This is a genomic window from Fictibacillus sp. B-59209 (assembly GCF_036216745.1).
In the GTDB taxonomy this organism is placed as follows: Bacteria; Bacillota; Bacilli; order Bacillales; family Fictibacillaceae; genus Fictibacillus_C; species Fictibacillus_C marinisediminis.
Genome location: NZ_JARMMC010000021.1, coordinates 152,209 through 171,620, shown reverse-complemented (window position 1 = coordinate 171,620; position 19,412 = coordinate 152,209). Strand labels below are relative to the sequence as shown.

Genomic DNA, 19,412 nt, shown 5'->3' with positions numbered 1-19,412 from the left:
CGCCATTAGAATTTCACCCGCTTTCTTGCTAAGATAATCACAATAGAAAGAATAATAAACAGAATGACAGAAATGGATGCCGCTTTTCCAAGATCGTTAAATGCAAATGCTGTTTCATACAAGTAAATACCAAGGATATTCACTTTATTCGTCAGCAGAAAAACATCCGTAAACATATAGAACAGCCAGATGGAACGTAATGTAACGACCGTTAACAACACCGGCATAATCGCTGGAACCGTAACAATTTTAAATTTATCCCATGCTGAAGCTCCATCAATTTCAGCTGCTTCATATAATGAGGAATCAATGGTTTGCAAGATCGCCAGGAATGAAATGAAGGCATATGGGAAGTACCTCCAAATGGCAAAAAGAACAACCAGGACAAAGCTTGAGACCGGATTGTCAAACCATAGAGGCGCCTTATCAAACAAATGTAATACGTCCCCGCCCAAATAGTTCACGACACCGTATCCATTGTTAAACATGTATTTCCATGCAAAAACTAAAGAAATGGAGGGTGTTACATAAGACAAAATAATTAATGAACGGGCTATCTTGCGAAATTTAAACGGTCGATTAAAAAAGATAGCAACTCCCAATCCCAGTGCTGTACTTCCCGAAACGGCAAGAATCATATACAAAAGTGTTATTCCTAAGGATTTAAAGAACTCTGCATCCGTAAGTATGTCTGTATAATTTTTTAACCCGACAAACGTGGCACTTAACCTCGGATTTACGGGCTGGTCAAAAAAGCTGATCTGAATATTGGATAACATCGGGTATGCAACGAGCAACAGCACTAAAAAAATGCTTGGAAAAAGTAACGCCATTGCTAATTTGATATCCGATTTCGGTCTTTTTATCTTTGTGAATTTGAAATCAGATTTCGTACTTTTAATCGTTTTCATGGTACCTCCCCTGTAATTTAATAAAAATGCTGCCCACTACAGCATGATCTTGAGAAATTGAGACAACCTTTGGAAGGTAGAGGGAACCAGCCAAAAGGCTGCCCCCTCGACGTATCCAAATTATCTTTTCTCTAAAGCGTCTTTCATTGCTTTTTCTGCTTTTTTCAGTTCGCTTTTAACATCTTTCCCGCCAACCGTGATGCTGTTGACCATTTTAGGGAAGGCGCCAGAGCTTGTGATATCTCCCGCTTTCAAGAAGTTTTTACCGTCCACTAAACCAAACACTTGAATGTCGTTGAAAGATGCAGCTATTTCAGATGAAAGGGGACCAAAGGCCTTAACCACTTTGTTTGCCTTGTAGTCTGGATTTGCTGTAACCTTTTTATTGACTGGCTGTGCACCGCCAGGAGACATTAATACCCAATCCGTCGTATTCTCAGGTTTAGCCATGAACGAGACAAATTTCTCCGCAGCTTTTTTCTGATCATCATCTAATCCAGAAGAAATGGTCAAGGCTGAAACCGTTCCAAAAACGGCCTTTGTTTTTTCTGTTGGTACGGCAAAACCGATATTGTCTGTTTTACCTTCTTCAAATACGGCCGGAAGGAGATAGGTGGAATAAACCGCCATCGGTACCGTTCCGTTCATAAACGCATCTTTAATTTCAGTGGTATCGTTGGAACCGGGCATTGTGTATTTAGATAATTCTTTGTAATAGGAAGCTGCCTCTGTCATTTCAGGTGTTTTTGCATTTAAGTCACCCTTGCTGTTTAGCACATTTGCATTGTTTGACAAAGCAAACTGGGAGAAAGCCTGTTCAGAGAATAATCCTTCTACAGTCGGTAATCCGATTCCATATTTTTTATGGCCTTTATCAGTAAACGCTTTGGCTATTTTCATAACCTCGTTCCAATTCTTAGGTTCACTGAATCCTTTGGCTTTTAGCATTTCTTTGTTATACCAAATCCCCTGAACCCAGCCGCTGACTGGAACCCCAGTATAGCTTTTTCCATTTTCAGTTTTTACGAGCTTTAAAGCACCTTCATAAAAATCACCTTCTCCGGTTTTATGAAGGACTTTTTTAACGGAGTTACGGTCGATAAGCTCGTCTTTATCCATTACTTTTGCATAGTCCTGACCGACTTCCAGAACTGCCGGAAGCTTCCCGGAGTTTGCAAGCGTAACTATTTTGGTGTTGTAGCTGTCTTCTTCAACCGGAACTTGTTTGACTTCAATATTGGGATTTTCTTTTTCAAACTTGGCAACCAGCTTTTTGATCACAGCCAGACGGTCCTGTTCGACGGATGAATGCATGAACTCAATTGTCGTTTTTCCGTTTCCGCTGCCATTAGTGCTGCCGCACGCTGTCAATATGGTGCTCAATGCTAATAACAAGATCAAACCTAAACTAAAATTTTTAAACTTCATTTAGTTCTCCTCCTGGTGTATGGGCTTTAGCCAAAGGAATTGGTAGGGATCCAGCTTACTGTTCCCTGCATATTCTGCTTCTTCCCCGGTAATAAGGTTCAGATACCTTCCAGTGATATCGCAAACGTTGATTTCATTCGCTAGATTATGAATAACTAACAATTCATCCTTTTCGTTTAATACTCTTTTGACTGCGAACACTTTGTCACCTAGATCTACTACTTCCATAGGGACGTCCGGGTTGAAAAGTGCTTCAGCTTTTCTGATTTGGATGAGGTTCGTGAGTTCGGAAAAGACATGGTAACGTAATGAATCAGTGTCTGCTAATTCCTTTTCGATCCCATCCAAGCTGTACTTTTGCCGGTTAATGGACCGATTCATTCCGGTTTTTGACACTCCATCATAATCATTTCTGGAACCTAGCATGCTTTGAATATAAACGGCAGGCACTCCTGGAAGAGTCAGAAGGATGGAATGGGCCAGTAAAAATCGTTTCAACCGGATCGTATCATCATCAGAACGCTTGTTTAATGCATCCATATAGGTCACATTGATTTCGTAAGGGCTTTCACTTCCGTCCGGATTTTTCTTGTAGTTTACCAATGCTCCTTCTTTTTTTAACTCCTCGACCATTCCCAGTATTTCGTCTTCAGCTATGATTCCGCGAATGGGATTAAGGCCAATCCCATCATGTGAAGCAAGAAAGTTGAAGAATGTCGTCTTTTCGCCGGCCGGTTCGAGTTGTTTTGCCCAATTGGTGAGAGCGCTCCCATTTTCACGTACAATGGAGTAAAGAACCAATGGCGGCAGGGGGAATTGATAAACCATATGTGCCTCATCACGGCCGTTTCCAAAATAAGAAACATTATCTTTATGAGGGACATTCGTTTCTGTAATGATCACTGTACCTCTGGCGACTTCATCCGCAATATCCCGGAACAGCTTGATTATTTGATGGGTCTTTTCATGGTGGATACAGGTAGTCCCGATCTCTTTCCACATAAAACCGACGGCATCCAAACGCAAATATTCTGCGCCTTGTTCCAGATAAAAGAGCAAGACATCTATCATTTTTACTAATAGGTTTGGGTTGCTGAAGTTTAAATCGATTTGATCATCACTGAACGTTGTCCAAATATGCTTTTCTGTTTCATCTGCTAATGTGAATTTCGTTAAAACGGGGGTTGCTCTTGGTCTTGTTACCAAACTCAAATCAATGGAGGGTTCCACTTCAATGAAAAAATCTTGAAATTCCGGATTTCCCTTCAGATACTCTTGAAACCATGAACTTTTTGCTGAAATGTGATTACAGACATAATCAAACATTAATCTTGTTACTTTAGTTAAGCTATCAACATCTTCCCAGTCTCCAGCGATTGGATTGACGTTTTTGTAATCGATTACGGAAAATCCATCATCTGAAGAATACGGATAGAAAGGCAGGAGGTGGACCACTTCAAACTTGTCCGCCAAATACCGGTTAAACATTTGTTTAAACGTCGCTAAGGTCGGCTGCTCCTTCTCATGGAACTGATCTGCATATGTGATTAATACGACATCTTTTTCGTCCCATGTTGGCTTTCTGTCTTTTAGTCGTTTTTCCTTAGCTTCAACCAATCTATTCTCCAGATTGGGCCAAATTTCTTCAACCTCGTTTTTAGGATATAAGTAAGCCAATCTGTCTTTAATGTGCTCCATATTCTCCTCCTCTTGGAACCGTTCCCATATTGAAAGTTTCTTCTGGATATCGTATAATGGTACCGCTCCCACAAACAAAATATAATCCAGAAAACGCTTTCTGTCAATAAATGTTCCGGTATTTTAGACCTGCATTATTTTCCAAAAAAGTGCAATGTTATGATTGCTAAATCTTTGGCACATTATTATAATTTTTCCTGATAAGGCTGCCCGGTTTGCAACGCCTTGTAATTTGTATGGGCGCAGGTTATTGGAAACAATTTTGAAAACGCATTCACTTCTATTGACCTCGAAAATGAAACGCTGATATATGCGCGTCTATAATTAAACTCTAAGCCTTGTTAGGAGGAAAAGCATAGTGGCTCACACTATTTATGACATTGCCCGAGCTGCAGGGGTTTCAAAGTCTACTGTATCTCGAGCGTTAAATAACAAGAGTAATATATCTGATGAAGCTCGAGAACGGGTTTTACTTGCCGTTCAACAATTAAATTACCAGCCCAGTAAGTTAGCGCGTGCCCTTTCTGCTGGTTTTGACGCGATCATGGTTGTATCCCGTTCTACAAAAACGACCGTTAATAATCCTTTTTTCTCGGGAATTATTCAAGCCATTTCAACGAAAGCTGAAGAGGAAAATTTTGATGTTATCTTACAGACATCAAAGAACAGTGAGGAAGAACTTGAAAAGTGTATTACTAAAATAAAGGGGAGAATGATAAAGGGAATTATAATGCTTACCTCCCCTTCGGATGAGGATTTCTTCAAACAATTAGACGGTTACAACATACCGATTGTCGTCATAGGAAAAGTAGATGGCGACTATCAAAATGTCTTTTCGGTCGATACCAATAATTATCAGGACAGTTATGATCTAACAAACTATTTAATTGAGCAAGGGCACCGTGATATTGCGTGTTTGCATTCTCCTCTTGACTATCATGTTTCGATTGATCGACTGGAAGGTTTTAAACAATGCCTAAAAGATTATGGGCTGCCACTGAATGATGAATGGATCATTAATAGCGGATATACGGATGAAAGTGCGCATCAAGCAGCTAAAACACTTCTCCTGTCTAAAAACAGACCCTCTGCTGTTATGGCCATTGATGATTTAAAAGTGATCAGTTTGTATAAAGCTGCCGCAGAAACGGGCATTTCTATTCCAGGGGAGCTATCCATCGCCGGTTTTAGTAATACACCCTTTCTTTCTCCTTCTTTGACAAGAATAGAAATTCCAATCCATGAGTTAGGGGAAGCAGGCACCGAGTTTCTTTTTGCTAAAATCAAAAAAAATATAAACAATGCAGTTGAGATGACTATTCCCACTAAAAAAATCATCATTCAGGATTCAGTCGCTCATTTAAAATAACTAAAAGCCAACGGAACTTGTCTCCGTTGGCTTTTGTTATACAAGTTAAACACATTTTGTTTTCATATGTCCCTTTATTTCTTCAAGACCTTTTCAATGCCTTTTTTTGCATTTTCTATTTCACTGTCGACTTTTTTACCGCCTACTGTGACGCTGTTTACCATTTTAGCAATCGCTCCTGAACTTGTTACATCCCCCATCTTTAGAAAGTTTTTTCCATCGACTAAACCAAATATTTGGGTTTGATCGAAAGAAGCTGCGATTTCATTCGATAGACCACCAAAGGCTTTCACCACTTCGTTGGCCTGATATTCTTTATTTTCTGTTACCCCTTTATTAACCGGCTGTGCCCCTCCCGGGGACATCAATACATATTTGGTCATATTTTCAGGCTTTGACATAAAAGACACAAATTTTACTGCAGCATCTTTTTGGCTGTCTTCTAATCCTGAAGTGACGGTTAAGGAAGATACAGAAGCATAAACGGCCTTTTGTTTTTGCGTAGGGATGGCAAAACCAATATTCTTCGCATTTCCTTCTTCAAAGACAGATGGCAGGATATACGTAGAATAAACCGCCATTGGTGCTGTACCGTTCATGAATGCATCTTTAACTTCAGTCGTATCATTGGATCCAGGCATCGTATACTGAGCCAATTCTTTGTAATAAGATAAAGCCTCTTTCATTTCAGGTGTATTAATGTTTAATTTCCCATTATTGTCCAGCACATTGGCATTGTTGGACAAAGCGAATTGAGAAAATGCTTGTTCAGAGAAATTGCCTTCCACTGTGGGTAATGCGATTCCGTATTTTTTATTCCCTTTATCCGTAAAGGCTTTAGCGATTGACAGTACATCATCCCAATTTTTTGGTTCTTCCAACCCTTTTGATGCAAGCATTTTTTTATTGTACCAGATCCCTTGAACCCAACCGCTCATTGGAACCCCTGTAAAACTTTTACCGTTTTCCGTTCTCATTAAGTTTAAAGCGCCCTCATAGTAATTTTTTTCGCCAACTTCATCGATGATCTTTTTTACTGCACCTTTGTCAATAAGTTGATCTTTATCCATTACCTTTGCGTAGTCCTGCCCAGCTTCAACAACAGCCGGCAACTTTCCTGAATTAGCCAGAGTTATAATTTTTGTATTAATTTTATCTTCTTCAATCGGAACTTGTTTAACTTTAATATTTGGATTTTCTTTCTCAAACTTAGCAATCAACTTGTCTAATACCGCTATACGCTCTTGTTCAACCGAAGAGTGCAAAAATTCGATGGTGGTTTTTCCGCTTCCCCCCGTTTGTTTACTGCTTGAACAGGCAGTTAAAGCAACTGCTAATACCAAAACGATTACAAAGCTTATACCCCTTTTTAACATTAACTTCTCCTCCTGATTTGTGGTTTTATATGGATTTTCATTGTTCCTAAACGCGAAGTATTTCTCTTCTTTGTTAATCATCCAGCCTAAAAGCATAGCATCATGGGTCGCTTCCCCGATTTGCCATCAAGCTCCAGCAGGCTGGCTTCTAAAAGTTATTTCCAATATATTGCAGAAAACTTATTGAATCAGTTTTCAACTAATCGACTGAAGAGTCTGATATTTGCAAACACGTTCATCCGGTTCAACATCCTCTGTATCTCCGGAATCCGGTCCCCCTGCCCTGATTGCTTCCTGTTATCGCAGAGATAACAGGATGATTAGCCAAAACTTTTCCCAGGTTGTGAGTATTTGAAAATCAGTTAGAGGGAACGATCCGGACAGCATTTTCCTGCGCAATCAAACACAATTCAGCGGCTTTGAAAGCGTGCTCCTGGGTCATTGCCACCTCGGTACGATTCAAACAATCAAGGATGAGTTCACCAAAGAAAGGAAAGCCTACTTTTCCGTCCAGAGAATAATGCTCCACACCCTGGTCATTGGCGAGATACAGTTGATTTCCGCTATTTTCACGTGCTATGTCCACATATTTACGAAGTTCGATGTGCCCTTTGGTACCGATGATGAACGTTCGTCCATCTCCCCAAGTCGGTAATCCATCAGGAGTGAACCAGTCGACCCTGAAGAAATTCGTTACCCCGTTATCGCCAACAAGGGTGGCATCCCCGTAGTCCTCCAATTCCGGAAATAGCGGATTGCCGTAGTTGCCTACTTTGCTGTGGAGCACTTTTGCATCCTTACAGCTTCCATAATATAAAAACTGCTCGATTTGGTGGCTACCGATATCGCAAAGGATGCCTCCGTAATTTTCCTTTTTAAAAAACCAGTCCGGACGATTGGGAGCATTTAAACGGTGGGGACCGAAACCGGTAATCTGAACAACCTTCCCGATTTCTCCCGCTTGTATTAACTGTCCGGCAAGTACGGAGCTTTCCACATGCAGACGTTCGCTGAAGTACACCGTATATTTCAAACCTGTTTCTGCCGTCTTTTGCCGCGCCTGTTCTAACTGCTCCAAAGTGGTAAAAGGAGTTTTATCCGTGAAATAATCTTTTCCATGATCCATCGCACGCAGTCCGAGCGCACAACGTTCTGAAGGCACCGCAGCTCCGGCAATAAGACGGATTTCTCGATCATTCATCACCATTTCTTCTGAAGCCGCCACTTTCGCTTGCGGGAATACTTGAAGAAAGGCTTCAACTTTTTTGGGATCCGGGTCGTAAACCCATTTTAGGGTGGCCCCCGCTTCTGTCAATCCGTTACACATTCCGTAAATATGCCCATGATCCAATGACACGGCTGCAAAAGGAAATTCCCCGTCTTCCACGACCGGCTTTGGTTTTCCTTGTGGGGCATAAGTCATTCCGTCTTTTTTATTCAAATCCAACTGCCCCTTCCACCTTTGGTCATAGCTTACAATCAAGTGAACGTTCCTTTTAGGAAAACCAGGCTGTCTTCAAACTCACGAGTGTCTCGAACGGTACATTCAGCAGAAATCATTCCGCTGTAACCGGACATTTTCAAACGTTCTGCAAACTGATCATACGAATACGCCCCGGTTCCGGGTGATAACCGCCCAGTATCCGCCACATGGATATGAGCAAGCCAATCTTTATGATCGATCAGCGTCTGAAAAGGCTCATTTTCTAGTTCCATATGGTGCAGATCGGCAAGGACTTTTATCGAATCCCGGTTTATGATTTGAGCAAATCTGCTCGCTTCCTCCACACTGTTTACCAGATTGGTTTCTTTTCGATTAAGGGGTTCAATGGCAAGTACCAAACCGCTGCCGGAAAATTCATCGCTGATTCTTTCCAGCGTTCTGACAAACTGCTCTTCCGCTTTTTCGCTCTCCCAACCATCAGGAAGGGCTCTGGCTCTTCCGCTTCCAAGAACCGCAATATTAGCTCCGATTCGGTTAAGGGCTTCCGCCACCCTCGCTACGTATCGATCAATCCTGTAGCAATCGACATCCGGTCCAACGATTTTTAAATCTGCCGGAAAAAATAAATTAAACGATTTTACAGGAAGAGGGCTGTCGAGGTAACGGGACAAGATGTTTTTAAACTCATTTTCTTGCTCCAATTTGAGCTCAGTAATCGCACATTCAATGTAATCGTAACCGGCTTCCTTAAGAAGTTCCGCATCTTCAATACCCCTGCACCATCCAAATGAGTACACCAGCAAATCAACTCCTTAATCCCAATTGATCAAAGTACCAATCATATTGTAGTTCCATGACAGCATATCTCTGTATACATTTTCCACTTGCTTCCAATGGACACGATCCGTGATCATCGGCTCCAAGGTTAGTCTCTCGTGCTTGATAAGGTTCAAGAACGCTGTCCCATCTTCCCTCCAGGTCCAATAACCGGGCCGCGAGTCCGAAACAGGGTTTCCAGAGATATGTGCTCCAAGAATGGTAATGGCTTTTTTATGAACATCCCGGTAAAAATTGATGGTACTGTTCCCGCGCGTACTGCTCAGGATCACAACGCGGCCGAAGTCTCTTACCATTTCGAAACAAGTGCTGATGACCTCTGGGACACCCGTGCTTTCGATGACCACATGCGGACCTTTCCCTTCTGTCACATCGTTCAGGGTCTCCCTCCAATGCTCATCGGACGAATCCAGAGAAAAATCACTGCCACACTGCTTGGCTAACTCCAATCGGTTTTGTACACGATCTACTCCGATGACCGGCAATGCCCCATTTAGCCTGGCTAATTGAAGTGATAATTGGCCAATGATTCCCAAACCAAAAATCATAGCGGATTCTCCCAATTCCAGTCTTGCTTTACGGACCCCTTGCAAAGCAATAACCCCTAGCGATGTAAACGCAGCCAATTCAAAAGAGACACCATCTGGAATTTTGACCGCCCGTTTTTGCCTGATGTTCCCTATGGAACGATGTCCAATGCCGTGACACGCTATACGGTCGCCTACCTTAAAATCGGTTACATCTTGTCCGACCTTAATGACGACCCCTGATGAGCTGTACCCCGGATACATCGGATATTCTCCTGATGTATTGTCCATATTGAGAACAAAAGCCCTTTCCGTTCCTGGACTGATGAGCGAGGCGTGTACTTTCACTTGAATTTCGTCATGGCCTGGATCTGGGATTTCAAATTCGTTAAGCGCGATTTTTCCCTTTTCTTCGCTTACTAACACATGGTTCTTCATTGTTTATCTCCTTGAACATTTAATTTTTATTTGATCTTGACCGGTAGTCCCGTTTTGGATGATTGATAAATGGATAAAATGATCTCTAGCGTCTTCCTTGCCTCCCATCCATTAACTAACGGCTCTCTGTCTTCCTTGATGCAGAGCAAAAAGTCCTGGATTTGCTGCTTATGGGAGTCATGCGAGATATTCGCGTTGGATGAGCCGACAATATGGTTCTTTTCTCCCTTAGGCGGTTCCTCTATGCGGTCGCTTTTAAATTTCCATTCTTTTACCTGGTCGTTTTCGATAATAACGCTGCCCTCGGATCCGTAGATCTCCAATCTCGCACTAAATCCTGGATAGGCTGCTGTATTCCCTTCGATGAATCCAATAGCCCCATTCTTGAATTTAACGGTTGCAGCCGCAATATCTTCCACTTCAATTCTCTCATGGGCTCTGTTGGCACAATACGAAAAAACTTGATCCACAGGTCCCATAATGTATTGGAGTAAATCCACGTAGTGAATGGATTGGTTGATCAGTGCGCCTCCCCCATCCAATGCCCTCGTACCGCGCCAGCTATTACTGTCATAGTACTCCTGGGAGCGGTACCAGGTTGTGCGTGAGACACCAAAGTTCAACTGCCCAAGCTGGTTGGTGTCCACCGCCTTTTTTAATTCAACAATCGCGGGATCATATCTATGCTGGGAAATGCAGCAAAGTTTTACATGACAGACGCGGCATGTCTCGAGAAGTTTATCGGTCGCTTCAAGCGTGACGTCAATCGGTTTTTCCACAATGATGTGTTTACCGGACAGGGCGGCAGCCATGCCCAGCTCCGCATGCGTTCCGCTCGGCGTAAGTATACAAACAACATCTATGTCCTTATTGGCTAGCATCTCATCATAATCCGTATAGACTTGTGCTCCGTAACTGGCCGCAAGAGATTCTGCTTTGTTCTGGTTATTACCGCATACTGCAATTAATTTAGCGCCTTGTATTTCATCGATGCACGTCGCATGAATTTTGGCGATCATACCATATCCAACGATTCCGAAGTTCAAAACCTCTTTCATTCGTCAACTCCTCCAAGTATTATCCTGATAGTCTGGCAGTCGCTTATTCTCTTGTTCTCACTTGAAGTAGCTTGGGTAATGTACTTTTAATAACTGTTTATCAATAACTGCCAGCATCAAGTGATCTTCCGTCAATTTTTCTGCAAGATCGGCATCTTTCTTTCTTATCGCTTCTAAAATCTGTACATGTTGATTCAAAATATGGTCCCAATTGTAGTCCGCTACCAACCTTAACAACCGGCTTCGATTAAAATCCAGATTCATTTGTTGAATCACTGACCAGGTTTTACTTTTATTACACCCCTCAAAAATCGTGTGGTGAAATTCCTCATCCAGCTCAAACATTCTTTTAAAGTCTTTTTCCTTTATGCATTTCTTTTGGAAGCTCACATTCGTTTCCAATTCCATGAGGTTTTCCTGTGTTAAATAGTCACAAGCCAGCCGAATGACAGCTCTCTCCACATGCTCGCGCATGAACCTAGCTTCTTCCACAGATTCTAAGTCTATTAAAGATACAAACGTTCCCCTCTGCGGGAAAACATCGACTAAACCTTCTTGTGCCAGACGCAGAAACGCCTCTCTCACCGGGGTACGACTTACATTGAATTGTAATGATATCTCTTTTTCGGAAATACCTGTCCCTGGAGTAAGCTGAAGAATTAAAATTTGTTCTTTCAGATCCGTATAAACCTGGTCCCTAGTAGAGAGATTTGATTTCAATTAGTTCTCCTCCAAGTATTCATAAACTGCCATACTACCATACTAGTATATTCAGAATATTAGCAAAGCAAATATCAATTGTAAATCGTTATTTTGAAAGCGCTTAACGGTAATTCTTGCCAACAACTAACTTTTTCACTTAAAACACCTCCTTCACTCTTTTATTGTTCACCTGTAAAAGTGTCAAAAACCCATGTATTTATCCCATATATTTTCTTTAACTGACAATTATAATTGAATTAAGGGATAACATTTCAAATGAGAAAGGGAGAATAACAATATGTCTCTTCAAAGGTTATCCACTGAGCAACAGGAAACCTATCATGAAAGTGGCTTTTTAACAGGTTTAGCCGTATTTAATGAAACAGAGGTAACCGAATTAAACTTAAGGATCAAAGCTTTAAAACCTGGTGAATCCCATTTTTCAATATTAATACGTGGCATCGTTCGAGCCGTTGGTTATATGATGATTGCACACATTCGCAAATATTAAATTATGTAGAGGACATTCTAGGACCCAATTCTTATTTATGGGGATCCCACTTTTTCTCCAAAGCCCCAGGTTCAAAAGATACGGTTGCATGGCATCAGGATGCACCTTGCTGGCCGTTATCCCCCCTAAATCTCATTACACGATGATGCAGCCGTTCATGGTTCTCCTATCTATCAATCCATCTAATCGCTGGCGTATAGGATTAACGATCCGATTTTCAACTACCGAAGTCAAGTGTCTCGATACAAAAGCCTGGCCATAATTCAGAGCCAACTTAGTCCGTGGAATGGATGAGTAAAATCATAACCCTGTAGGCAGTGTACCTGTTGAAAAGTTTGGTCGGCTGTAATAAGACAGCTTAAGCTATTGGATAAATAGAGCTGCAAATAAAACGCCTGAATAAAAAGAGTCAATACCTTATAATGGTATTGACCTTTTTCTTGATATCTCCATAACCCAGATGTGGTTATACACTACTAATTTATCAAAAGAATTACATGATGATTTAGGTATAAGCGAGGAATTAAAATGGAAAAAATCCTGAATTTATTGGTTGAAAGTGCTGAACTTAATACCGAAAGAAACTAATGACTTTTAAAAGAGTTCGTCCATTCTATGCGATGACTTATCACAAAAAAGGGGAGGCCATGGTAGAGTGGGAGAAACTACATATTCAATCAGTCCTGGCACAGTTACACTTATTCCTCCTTATGTTGAGCATGATCATTATAAAGTGTCTAATGAAGAAACAGTCTTTATTTGGTGTCATTTTACGTTTCAAATTGCCAATGTTATTAATGTCCAGGAGCTTTACAAGCTACCGATAACTTTCCGTTTAAAGAATTCAATCGAGTTCGAACGAGTTTTCTTTCAGTTTATGGCTCCCCCATGTGAAAGGACAAGAGGCTGAAACATTCAGCCAGCAGGAAGCGATCCGCAGGGTCATTCAATATCGCGCTACCAACCAATATACCAATATGATCCTGCTTCACAAGCTCCATTTTTCCGATATACGGATGCCCTTGAAACGGTCATGGAAGAAACGTTGGCTCGTTTGGCAATATCATATATCGTCGTCACATTACTTACCTGCCTTCTTGGTTTTCCAGTTACATCTATTATAGATAGTTTATCAAATGATATAAACCTCTGACTAACATCCAAAAGATTTATATTCTGATAAACATTTGATATTTAACATTATATTTAATATCGATTACGATTTGATAAAGGGGAAGTTTTAGTTTTTGTGTCTAATTGAGCCAAATAAGTAGTTAAAAAGTAGAAGGAGCGTGATTGTTCATGAAATCAACAGGCGAAAATAAAGTATCATTCCGCAGAATCTTTATTGTTTCAGGTTTTAGCTGGATTTTTGATGCTATGGACGTGGGCCTCATATCTTTTATTGCTGCTGCATTGATCCTTGAATGGGGATTAACGCCTCAAGAAGCCGGGTTACTTGGTACTGTAAATGCAATCGGCATGTTTGTTGGAGCCATAGTAGCCGGTACATTAGCTGATCGAATGGGCAGAAATAAGATTCTCATGTTCACCGTTCTCTTGTTTTCTGTCGCGAGTGGACTTTCCGCTCTAGCAACATCTTTCACCATTTTTCTCATTTTCCGTTTTTTTATTGGACTTGGATTAGGCGGAGAGCTTCCGGTTGCCTCTACTTTGGTGGCTGAGAATGTACCCGACTATAAGCGGGGAAAAATGGTGGTCCTTCTGGAAAGCTTTTGGGCGGTTGGATGGATCCTGTCCGCCACCATTGCTTACTTTATCATGCCCCTCTGGGGCTGGCGCTCTGCTTTAATCATTGGTGCCCTGCCTGCACTATTGGCCATCTATATGCGAAAGGGTCTTCCCGATTCTCCCCAATTCCACTCTACCTCCAAGAAGAGAACATCTATCATTGAAAGTATTAAAATGCTATGGTCGCCAAAATATGCCCGTGATACATCAATGTTATGGATTCTATGGTTTTTTGTAATGTTCTCCTATCATGGCATGTTCTTGTGGCTGCCCTCTGTAATGGTCTTAAAAGGTTTTACTTTAATTAAAAGTTTTGGTTACGTTTTGCTTATGACACTTACCCAATTGCCTGGATTCTTTAGTGCCGCCTGGCTGGTTGAAAAAGTAGGGCGAAAGTTTGTATTAGTAACTTATCTGTCTCTGGCTGCCGTCAGCGCCATTATTTTTGGAACAGCCACCTCATTGCCTATGCTGATTGCAGGAGGGATGGCTCTCTCCTTTTTCTATCTCGGTGTCACCGGAACAACATACGCTTATACCACTGACCATTATGATTCCCATGTCCGTGCAACGGGATCAGGTTTGGCCAATGCAGCAGGGCGTATTGGTGCGATTATCGGCCCATTGCTGGTTGGTTTTCTCATCGCCAACAAGGTTTCCTTTAACACCATTTTCATCATGTTTTTTGTGGCCTGTATAATAGCAGCTTTAAATGTCCTGCTATTAGGAAGAGAAACACGGGTGAAGGTCCCGGAAGAAACCCAGAGCGAACAAGTGGTTGAGGAGGCTTTATAAGTATTTGTAAGTCTATTCATCCGAAAGTCGTAAAAAATGTACTGAATCCCCTGCTTGAAGGGCATTCAGTACATTTTTAATATCCTTGCAATCGTTATAAAAAGCTTGCCTATCTATTTTATTGTTTATATACTTGTATTTCTACATCATGACGCTAAAAGGAGATTTAACAATGGATACAGAAATGACCGGGCAAGGTATCCAGTCTTTGGAATTCGGAATTCATATATTAAATAAAGTTAGTGAAGCCAACCGGCCTATTGATATTACCGAAATATCCGAAATCTGCGAGGTATCCAAACCCAAACTCCACCGGTACCTGACAAGTCTTTGCCGAACGGGGTTCCTGCAACGAAATCCTTCTCTGCAATACTCGATAGGACCCGCCTTTATAAAAATAGGCAATAACATATCGAGAAGCACAGATATAAAAGATCTGGCAAGGCCCACCCTCATTCGATTAAGAGACCTCTTAAATGAAACCGTTTTCCTTTCAATATGGGGAGGGAACGCCCCATATCCGATCGATATTGAAGAGAGCAGACGTCAAATTAATATCGGAATTCAAGTAGGTTATAAAACAAGTATTGTACAAACAACATCAGGAAGATTATTTGCCGCTTATTTACCGGAGCATAGGATAAAAGACGATCTGGACAGGGAGATATTGGAACACCGGCTCGACGCCAAAACCATTAATCAAGAAATAAAAGATGTCCGAAACAAAGGCTATTCTGTTACAGAAGAATCCCTGATTCCTGGAATAGTTGCCGTCGGGTGTCCTGTGTTTGGGAAAGACAATACGATTGCGGCAACCATATCAATCGTTGGAATAAAGGGGATTTTGGATCTTACGGATGAGTCTTATTTAATTACATTGTTAAAAAAAGAATGCAGGGAATTAACACAATCACTTCAATCCTCTTATTAATCACACGAAAACTCCTCTACTTGAGAGGAGTTTTAACGTTAGGCGCTAAACTTGAAAAGACAGTATGATTTTCCCTTTGATTGATTTAATGGGTTAGTTCCCTGGCAGCTTGCAGCACTAGTTTTACAGAATCCCAAATATGCTCCTCGGTTCTCCGTCTTGCTGAAACAGGGTCTCTGGCCTTAATGGCATACACAATCAATTGGTGCTGATGCAATGTCTCAAAAGAACGCTTGGTGTTGCTCTTCCAAGACATGATCCTTACCATATCAATTCCGGCCCGAAGGTTATATAACATGTTTTTCAGCGCTTGGTTTCCGCTCATTTCCACAATAAGGTCATGAAACTGGTTGTTTAACCGAAGAGATTCAACGTCATGGAGGCCACTTTTTTCTTTCATCTTTTTTTCCGTTAAAAGAAGGATCTCGTCCATTTTTTTCAACTGGGATGGTGATCCCCGTTTAGCGGCAAGCTGGGCGGCCAAACCTTCCAGTTCAGCTCGAAGAAGATAGATTTCTTCAATTTCTTTAAGAGAAAACATTTTGATTCGTACTCCATGATGAGGGATTGATTCCAACACTCTTTCCTGAACGAGCATTTTTAATGCCTCACGAATCGGCGTACTGCTTACTCCTAGCATTTCCTTGAGCTTCCGTTCTCTTATCCATTCACCAGGCAAAAAACTTCCAGTCATGATTAGATGATAAATATGCTTGTAAACAGCCATGGAGGTCGTTTCTTTTTGGAGCTTGCCGATTTCCACCTTTTCAACCCCCTCACTCTCGCCCATTTAAAATATTATACCGTTGCTTTTAAGCACGCGAGCTCCTTTATTAGTTCGTTTACCGGCAAAACGTCAGCATACTTTTGCTGCATATCAAATAAGTTAATTGCGTGAGACGTTATTCCACGATCAAATGAGCATTCTTCAGGAACAACGACTTGATAATTATGTGAGAATGCATCAATGACGGTAGCACGTACACATCCACTTGTTGTACATCCTGTTACAATGACAGTATCTACTTGCTGGGCTGTCAGGCAGGAACTGAGAGGCGTCCCAAAGAATGCACTCGGTTTTTTCTTTGAAATGACAAGCTCGCCGTGCTGCGGCTTCAACTCCTCAACGACCTGTGTCCCTTTTTCCCCTTCCAAAAGTAAAGGATGATCAAAAATATTCCCCTTAATGGCCACCCGGTCGTTAGAGTAGGAAGGATTTCCTTCAATAATCGTATAAAATACAGGAAGCCCCAGTTCCCTTACCGTATCAAGTAGCTCTTTAATATGCTTGATTGCTGTCCAGCTGCTCTCCCCGCAACTTGTGGGATAGCGTTGGATGGAGGTTTCAATCTCCTCCGGTGAATCGCCTGTAAAGCCGTATTGTACATCGACAATGACAAGGGCTGCCTTTTGGCCAATGCCCATTTTTGTTCCAAGCCCTGCACGCTTGTATACTTTCTTATCTCGCTCATCTAAATAAGCTTCCCAAATCCGGTTCATCACAATTTCTCCTTTTTATCCATATGTAATTACTCGGTCATGGTCCACTGTAAGCTGAATGAATACATTCGGTTCGATCAGCTCCACCCTTTTCCCGCTTAATTCCTCTTCCGTCATGCCACGTGCCCCGCAGGAAATTCTAGACAAGAAAATGTCCCCGCCACCCGATATAATGGTTTCATAGGATGCTCTCAAGGACGTTACACCATCACCTATACCGATTACACTATCCAAAATTTCATCACGAAAAAGCTGTACCGCACTCCCTGCAAGAAACATAGAAACATTATGTCCTTCCTGAATGGCCGCTTTAGCCATTAAAAATGCCCTGTCAGCCTGAGTGGGTGCATCTGGTCCGTGCGTCAAATGTATAAGAATTTTTGCCATTTTCTATTCCCCCTCATTCGTGATTTTAGTTGTTTTCCAATAGAACAGAATGCAACTCGTTGGACAAAAGGTGACCTGCATGCGGCACGACTGGGTTCAGGTGAAGCTCTTTTAATATCTTGTAAACAGTCGAAGCAGCTGCCGAAGTAACCGGCAGATTCAATTTATTTTGAACGATTTCAATGGCCGGAAGCGATTGCATTTGTACACATGCCGACAGCACCACCGCATCGGCATTGCTCGTGTTCAGGTGATCTGCAATTTGAACCAAGTTTAATGGATCGAGTTGCCCAACCGCTATATTATCGGAAACCTCCAAACTGATGGAATCCGTGACTTCAATTCCTGCCGATTCAATATATTCAATCACCATATTGGTCAAGGGTTTCATGTATGGTGTAATGATCGCTACTTTTTTGGCGCTCATGGCCTGGATGCCTTCAATTAGAGCACCTGCACTGCTGATTACCGGCACCGGTGTACCGTTTTCTTTCGCCACTTTGGATAGCCGGTCTTCCGACAGGCAATGGTATCCCGGCCCCTGGCTCATAATTGCAACGAGACAAGCATAAGCCAATGCATCACAACGGGCATCTGATAATTCCAACGCACATCGATCGCTAGCCGTATCCATTTTTGCCAGTTCTTCCTTTGTCACATGCTGCATTCGCATCCGGCTTGAGTGGAAGGTAAATCTCTCATTTGGGACGATTTGTTCTCTTACTTTAAGCATTGCCGGAATTTCCTTTTCCATTGTTGTATTGGAGCTGGGTACAATCAGACCGAGTCGATATTCTTTATCCATGGTACAACCTCCTTATTAATGGCTTTTTTATTTTTACAATGTGACGCTTTCCGCAGCCGCGGGTGTTGTCCTATCCCTTTCCCCGGGGGAAATAAACTTCCAGGTTACTTTTTCAACCTCTGCCTCTTCCAGTTCCTTGAAGACATCGGCATGTGAGGGATAAGATTTATCTGGGATTTTTCGTATCAGGACGGTAGTTTCGACCTCTTCAGCTCCAAAAGGATACGGATCCACTACAATAGTTCCATCTCCCTGTCCTTGTACTGTAACCATGACCCCTTTACTTGAGAGCTCTTTTCGAACGGGCCCCATGATTAATTTATTGGTTGTATCGGGTTTATGCATGGATACATATTGAGACAGCCTGTCCATAAACTGTAGGATCTCATAGTTCATCCATAAACTATTTTCAAATTGGCTTCTCGGCTCTGATTTTTGCCAAATGCCCATTTTTAAATCTATCCATTCCTTCTGCATGCTCACAATCTTTTGATCAATTTGAGGTGCCAAATCCTCGGGAATATTAAAAGTAAATGAAGGATCATACCCAAAGCGGCTGGTATACAACCCCATCCAGTGCATACCGACCAGAAGTCCGGCATAAGGATCCTCCGCTTTTACCTTTTCATAGCCTTTTCCGTAAAAATCAACATGCTGCATCAGATTAACGCTTAAAAAGGGAACAGGTTGTCCTGTTTCATGGTTAAACAGAACCTTTTCGTCGGATTCAATCCATCCAATATCATGTTTTTCAACCGAAAGGCAAAGGGAGTTAAAATAGTCCGGCTGATCAAAGCTTTCATTCCCCCAATGTCTGGCAACTTCCCCGGCTTGTACAGAATGATCATATTGATTAACAACATATAGATATCCATCGTCATGCTTAGTTATAAACATCATCATGCTCCCTTCCCGGAACTTTTGTGAAAGCTGGCATCTTTAT

The 19,412-nt window shown here is 41.8% G+C and carries 19 protein-coding genes; 5 read left to right on the top strand and 14 right to left on the bottom strand.

All coding sequences use genetic code 11. From position 1 onward, the window contains the following. Positions 1-5: 5 nt before the first annotated feature. The 3 genes from P4361_RS18485 to P4361_RS18475 all read right to left on the bottom strand — a co-directional run bounded on the left by P4361_RS18485 (position 6) and on the right by P4361_RS18475 (position 4,037). Positions 6-911, bottom strand: a complete 906-nt coding sequence (locus tag P4361_RS18485; RefSeq protein ID WP_328090432.1) for a sugar ABC transporter permease — start codon at positions 909-911, stop codon at positions 6-8. Between the two features lie 120 nt (positions 912-1,031). Continuing rightward, positions 1,032-2,339, bottom strand: a complete 1,308-nt coding sequence (locus P4361_RS18480) for a sugar ABC transporter substrate-binding protein (RefSeq protein WP_328090431.1) — start codon at positions 2,337-2,339, stop codon at positions 1,032-1,034. After that, positions 2,340-4,037 carry a sugar phosphorylase gene (locus P4361_RS18475; protein WP_328090430.1) on the bottom strand — a complete coding sequence of 566 codons (1,698 nt, stop codon included), beginning with the start codon at positions 4,035-4,037 and terminating at the stop codon, positions 2,340-2,342. A gap of 358 nt (positions 4,038-4,395) precedes the next feature. Between P4361_RS18475 and P4361_RS18470 the strand changes: the two genes are divergently transcribed. Next, a complete protein-coding gene (locus tag P4361_RS18470) occupies positions 4,396-5,406 on the top strand; it encodes a LacI family DNA-binding transcriptional regulator (protein WP_328090429.1) in 1,011 nt (336 codons plus the stop codon). A 74-nt stretch (positions 5,407-5,480) separates the two neighbouring features. On the opposite strand, the gene P4361_RS18465 is transcribed toward P4361_RS18470, so the two are convergent. From P4361_RS18465 to P4361_RS18440, 6 genes are all read right to left on the bottom strand, one after another. Then, a complete protein-coding gene (locus P4361_RS18465) occupies positions 5,481-6,782 on the bottom strand; it encodes a sugar ABC transporter substrate-binding protein (protein ID WP_328090428.1) in 1,302 nt (433 codons plus the stop codon). Between the two features lie 358 nt (positions 6,783-7,140). Then, positions 7,141-8,223 (bottom strand): Gfo/Idh/MocA family oxidoreductase, encoded by a 1,083-nt coding sequence (locus P4361_RS18460; protein WP_328090526.1) that lies wholly within the window; start codon positions 8,221-8,223, stop codon positions 7,141-7,143. A 38-nt stretch (positions 8,224-8,261) separates the two neighbouring features. After that, entirely contained in the window at positions 8,262-9,023 is a 762-nt protein-coding gene (locus P4361_RS18455; protein ID WP_328090427.1) for a sugar phosphate isomerase/epimerase family protein, read from the bottom strand. Positions 9,024-9,038: 15 nt separating this feature from the next. Continuing rightward, the gene (locus P4361_RS18450; protein ID WP_328090426.1) at positions 9,039-10,028 is read right to left on the bottom strand and encodes a zinc-binding alcohol dehydrogenase; all 990 of its coding nucleotides are present in this window, start codon (positions 10,026-10,028) and stop codon (positions 9,039-9,041) included. Positions 10,029-10,054: 26 nt separating this feature from the next. Next, positions 10,055-11,086 carry a Gfo/Idh/MocA family oxidoreductase gene (locus tag P4361_RS18445; RefSeq protein ID WP_328090425.1) on the bottom strand — a complete coding sequence of 344 codons (1,032 nt, stop codon included), beginning with the start codon at positions 11,084-11,086 and terminating at the stop codon, positions 10,055-10,057. 57 nt (positions 11,087-11,143) lie between these two features. Continuing rightward, positions 11,144-11,806: a GntR family transcriptional regulator gene (locus P4361_RS18440; RefSeq protein WP_328090424.1), complete on the bottom strand. Its 663-nt coding sequence runs from the start codon at positions 11,804-11,806 to the stop codon at positions 11,144-11,146. 280 nt (positions 11,807-12,086) lie between these two features. Between P4361_RS18440 and P4361_RS18435 the strand changes: the two genes are divergently transcribed. The 4 genes from P4361_RS18435 (at position 12,087) to P4361_RS18425 (ending at position 15,777) form a co-directional block, all read left to right on the top strand. Further along, complete coding sequence (locus tag P4361_RS18435) at positions 12,087-12,299, top strand: hypothetical protein (RefSeq protein WP_328090423.1); 213 nt, start codon at positions 12,087-12,089, stop codon at positions 12,297-12,299. Beyond that, positions 12,221-12,445, top strand: a complete 225-nt coding sequence (locus P4361_RS23305; RefSeq protein ID WP_425590287.1) for a phytanoyl-CoA dioxygenase family protein — start codon at positions 12,221-12,223, stop codon at positions 12,443-12,445. The genes P4361_RS18435 and P4361_RS23305 overlap by 79 nt, the downstream gene beginning before the upstream one ends. Positions 12,446-13,601: 1,156 nt before the next feature. Then, on the top strand, positions 13,602-14,846 hold the full coding sequence (locus P4361_RS18430) for an MFS transporter (protein ID WP_328090422.1): 1,245 nt from the start codon (positions 13,602-13,604) through the stop codon (positions 14,844-14,846). 172 nt (positions 14,847-15,018) lie between these two features. Beyond that, positions 15,019-15,777 (top strand): IclR family transcriptional regulator, encoded by a 759-nt coding sequence (locus P4361_RS18425; RefSeq protein WP_328090421.1) that lies wholly within the window; start codon positions 15,019-15,021, stop codon positions 15,775-15,777. A gap of 85 nt (positions 15,778-15,862) precedes the next feature. Here P4361_RS18425 and P4361_RS18420 read toward each other — a convergent pair whose 3' ends face one another. From P4361_RS18420 to P4361_RS18400, 5 genes are read right to left on the bottom strand one after another with little or no spacing between them, the layout of a single operon-like run. Then, positions 15,863-16,540 carry a GntR family transcriptional regulator gene (locus tag P4361_RS18420; protein WP_328090420.1) on the bottom strand — a complete coding sequence of 226 codons (678 nt, stop codon included), beginning with the start codon at positions 16,538-16,540 and terminating at the stop codon, positions 15,863-15,865. A gap of 35 nt (positions 16,541-16,575) precedes the next feature. Further along, positions 16,576-17,277, bottom strand: a complete 702-nt coding sequence (locus tag P4361_RS18415; protein WP_328090419.1) for an isochorismatase family protein — start codon at positions 17,275-17,277, stop codon at positions 16,576-16,578. Between the two features lie 15 nt (positions 17,278-17,292). Then, positions 17,293-17,664: a DsrE family protein gene (locus P4361_RS18410; protein ID WP_328090418.1), complete on the bottom strand. Its 372-nt coding sequence runs from the start codon at positions 17,662-17,664 to the stop codon at positions 17,293-17,295. A gap of 25 nt (positions 17,665-17,689) precedes the next feature. After that, positions 17,690-18,469, bottom strand: a complete 780-nt coding sequence (locus tag P4361_RS18405; RefSeq protein WP_328090417.1) for an Asp/Glu racemase — start codon at positions 18,467-18,469, stop codon at positions 17,690-17,692. 33 nt (positions 18,470-18,502) lie between these two features. Further along, positions 18,503-19,372, bottom strand: coding sequence for a DUF3891 family protein (locus P4361_RS18400; protein WP_328090416.1), 870 nt, complete (start codon positions 19,370-19,372; stop codon positions 18,503-18,505). Positions 19,373-19,412: the final 40 nt, after the last annotated feature.

Bases quoted from the DNA above. Each gene is read 5' to 3' on its own strand.
- P4361_RS18485 (WP_328090432.1), bottom strand. From the start codon at position 911: ATGAAAACGATTAAAAGTACGAAATCTGATTTCAAATTCACAAAGATA.
- P4361_RS18480 (WP_328090431.1), bottom strand. From the start codon at position 2,339: ATGAAGTTTAAAAATTTTAGTTTAGGTTTGATCTTGTTATTAGCATTG.
- P4361_RS18475 (WP_328090430.1), bottom strand. From the start codon at position 4,037: ATGGAGCACATTAAAGACAGATTGGCTTACTTATATCCTAAAAACGAG.
- P4361_RS18465 (WP_328090428.1), bottom strand. From the start codon at position 6,782: ATGTTAAAAAGGGGTATAAGCTTTGTAATCGTTTTGGTATTAGCAGTT.
- P4361_RS18450 (WP_328090426.1), bottom strand. From the start codon at position 10,028: ATGAAGAACCATGTGTTAGTAAGCGAAGAAAAGGGAAAAATCGCGCTT.
- P4361_RS18445 (WP_328090425.1), bottom strand. From the start codon at position 11,086: ATGAAAGAGGTTTTGAACTTCGGAATCGTTGGATATGGTATGATCGCC.
- P4361_RS18435 (WP_328090423.1), top strand. From the start codon at position 12,087: ATGTCTCTTCAAAGGTTATCCACTGAGCAACAGGAAACCTATCATGAA.
- P4361_RS18430 (WP_328090422.1), top strand. From the start codon at position 13,602: ATGAAATCAACAGGCGAAAATAAAGTATCATTCCGCAGAATCTTTATT.
- P4361_RS18425 (WP_328090421.1), top strand. From the start codon at position 15,019: ATGGATACAGAAATGACCGGGCAAGGTATCCAGTCTTTGGAATTCGGA.
- P4361_RS18415 (WP_328090419.1), bottom strand. From the start codon at position 17,277: ATGAACCGGATTTGGGAAGCTTATTTAGATGAGCGAGATAAGAAAGTA.
- P4361_RS18410 (WP_328090418.1), bottom strand. From the start codon at position 17,664: ATGGCAAAAATTCTTATACATTTGACGCACGGACCAGATGCACCCACT.
- P4361_RS18405 (WP_328090417.1), bottom strand. From the start codon at position 18,469: ATGGATAAAGAATATCGACTCGGTCTGATTGTACCCAGCTCCAATACA.
- P4361_RS18400 (WP_328090416.1), bottom strand. From the start codon at position 19,372: ATGATGATGTTTATAACTAAGCATGACGATGGATATCTATATGTTGTT.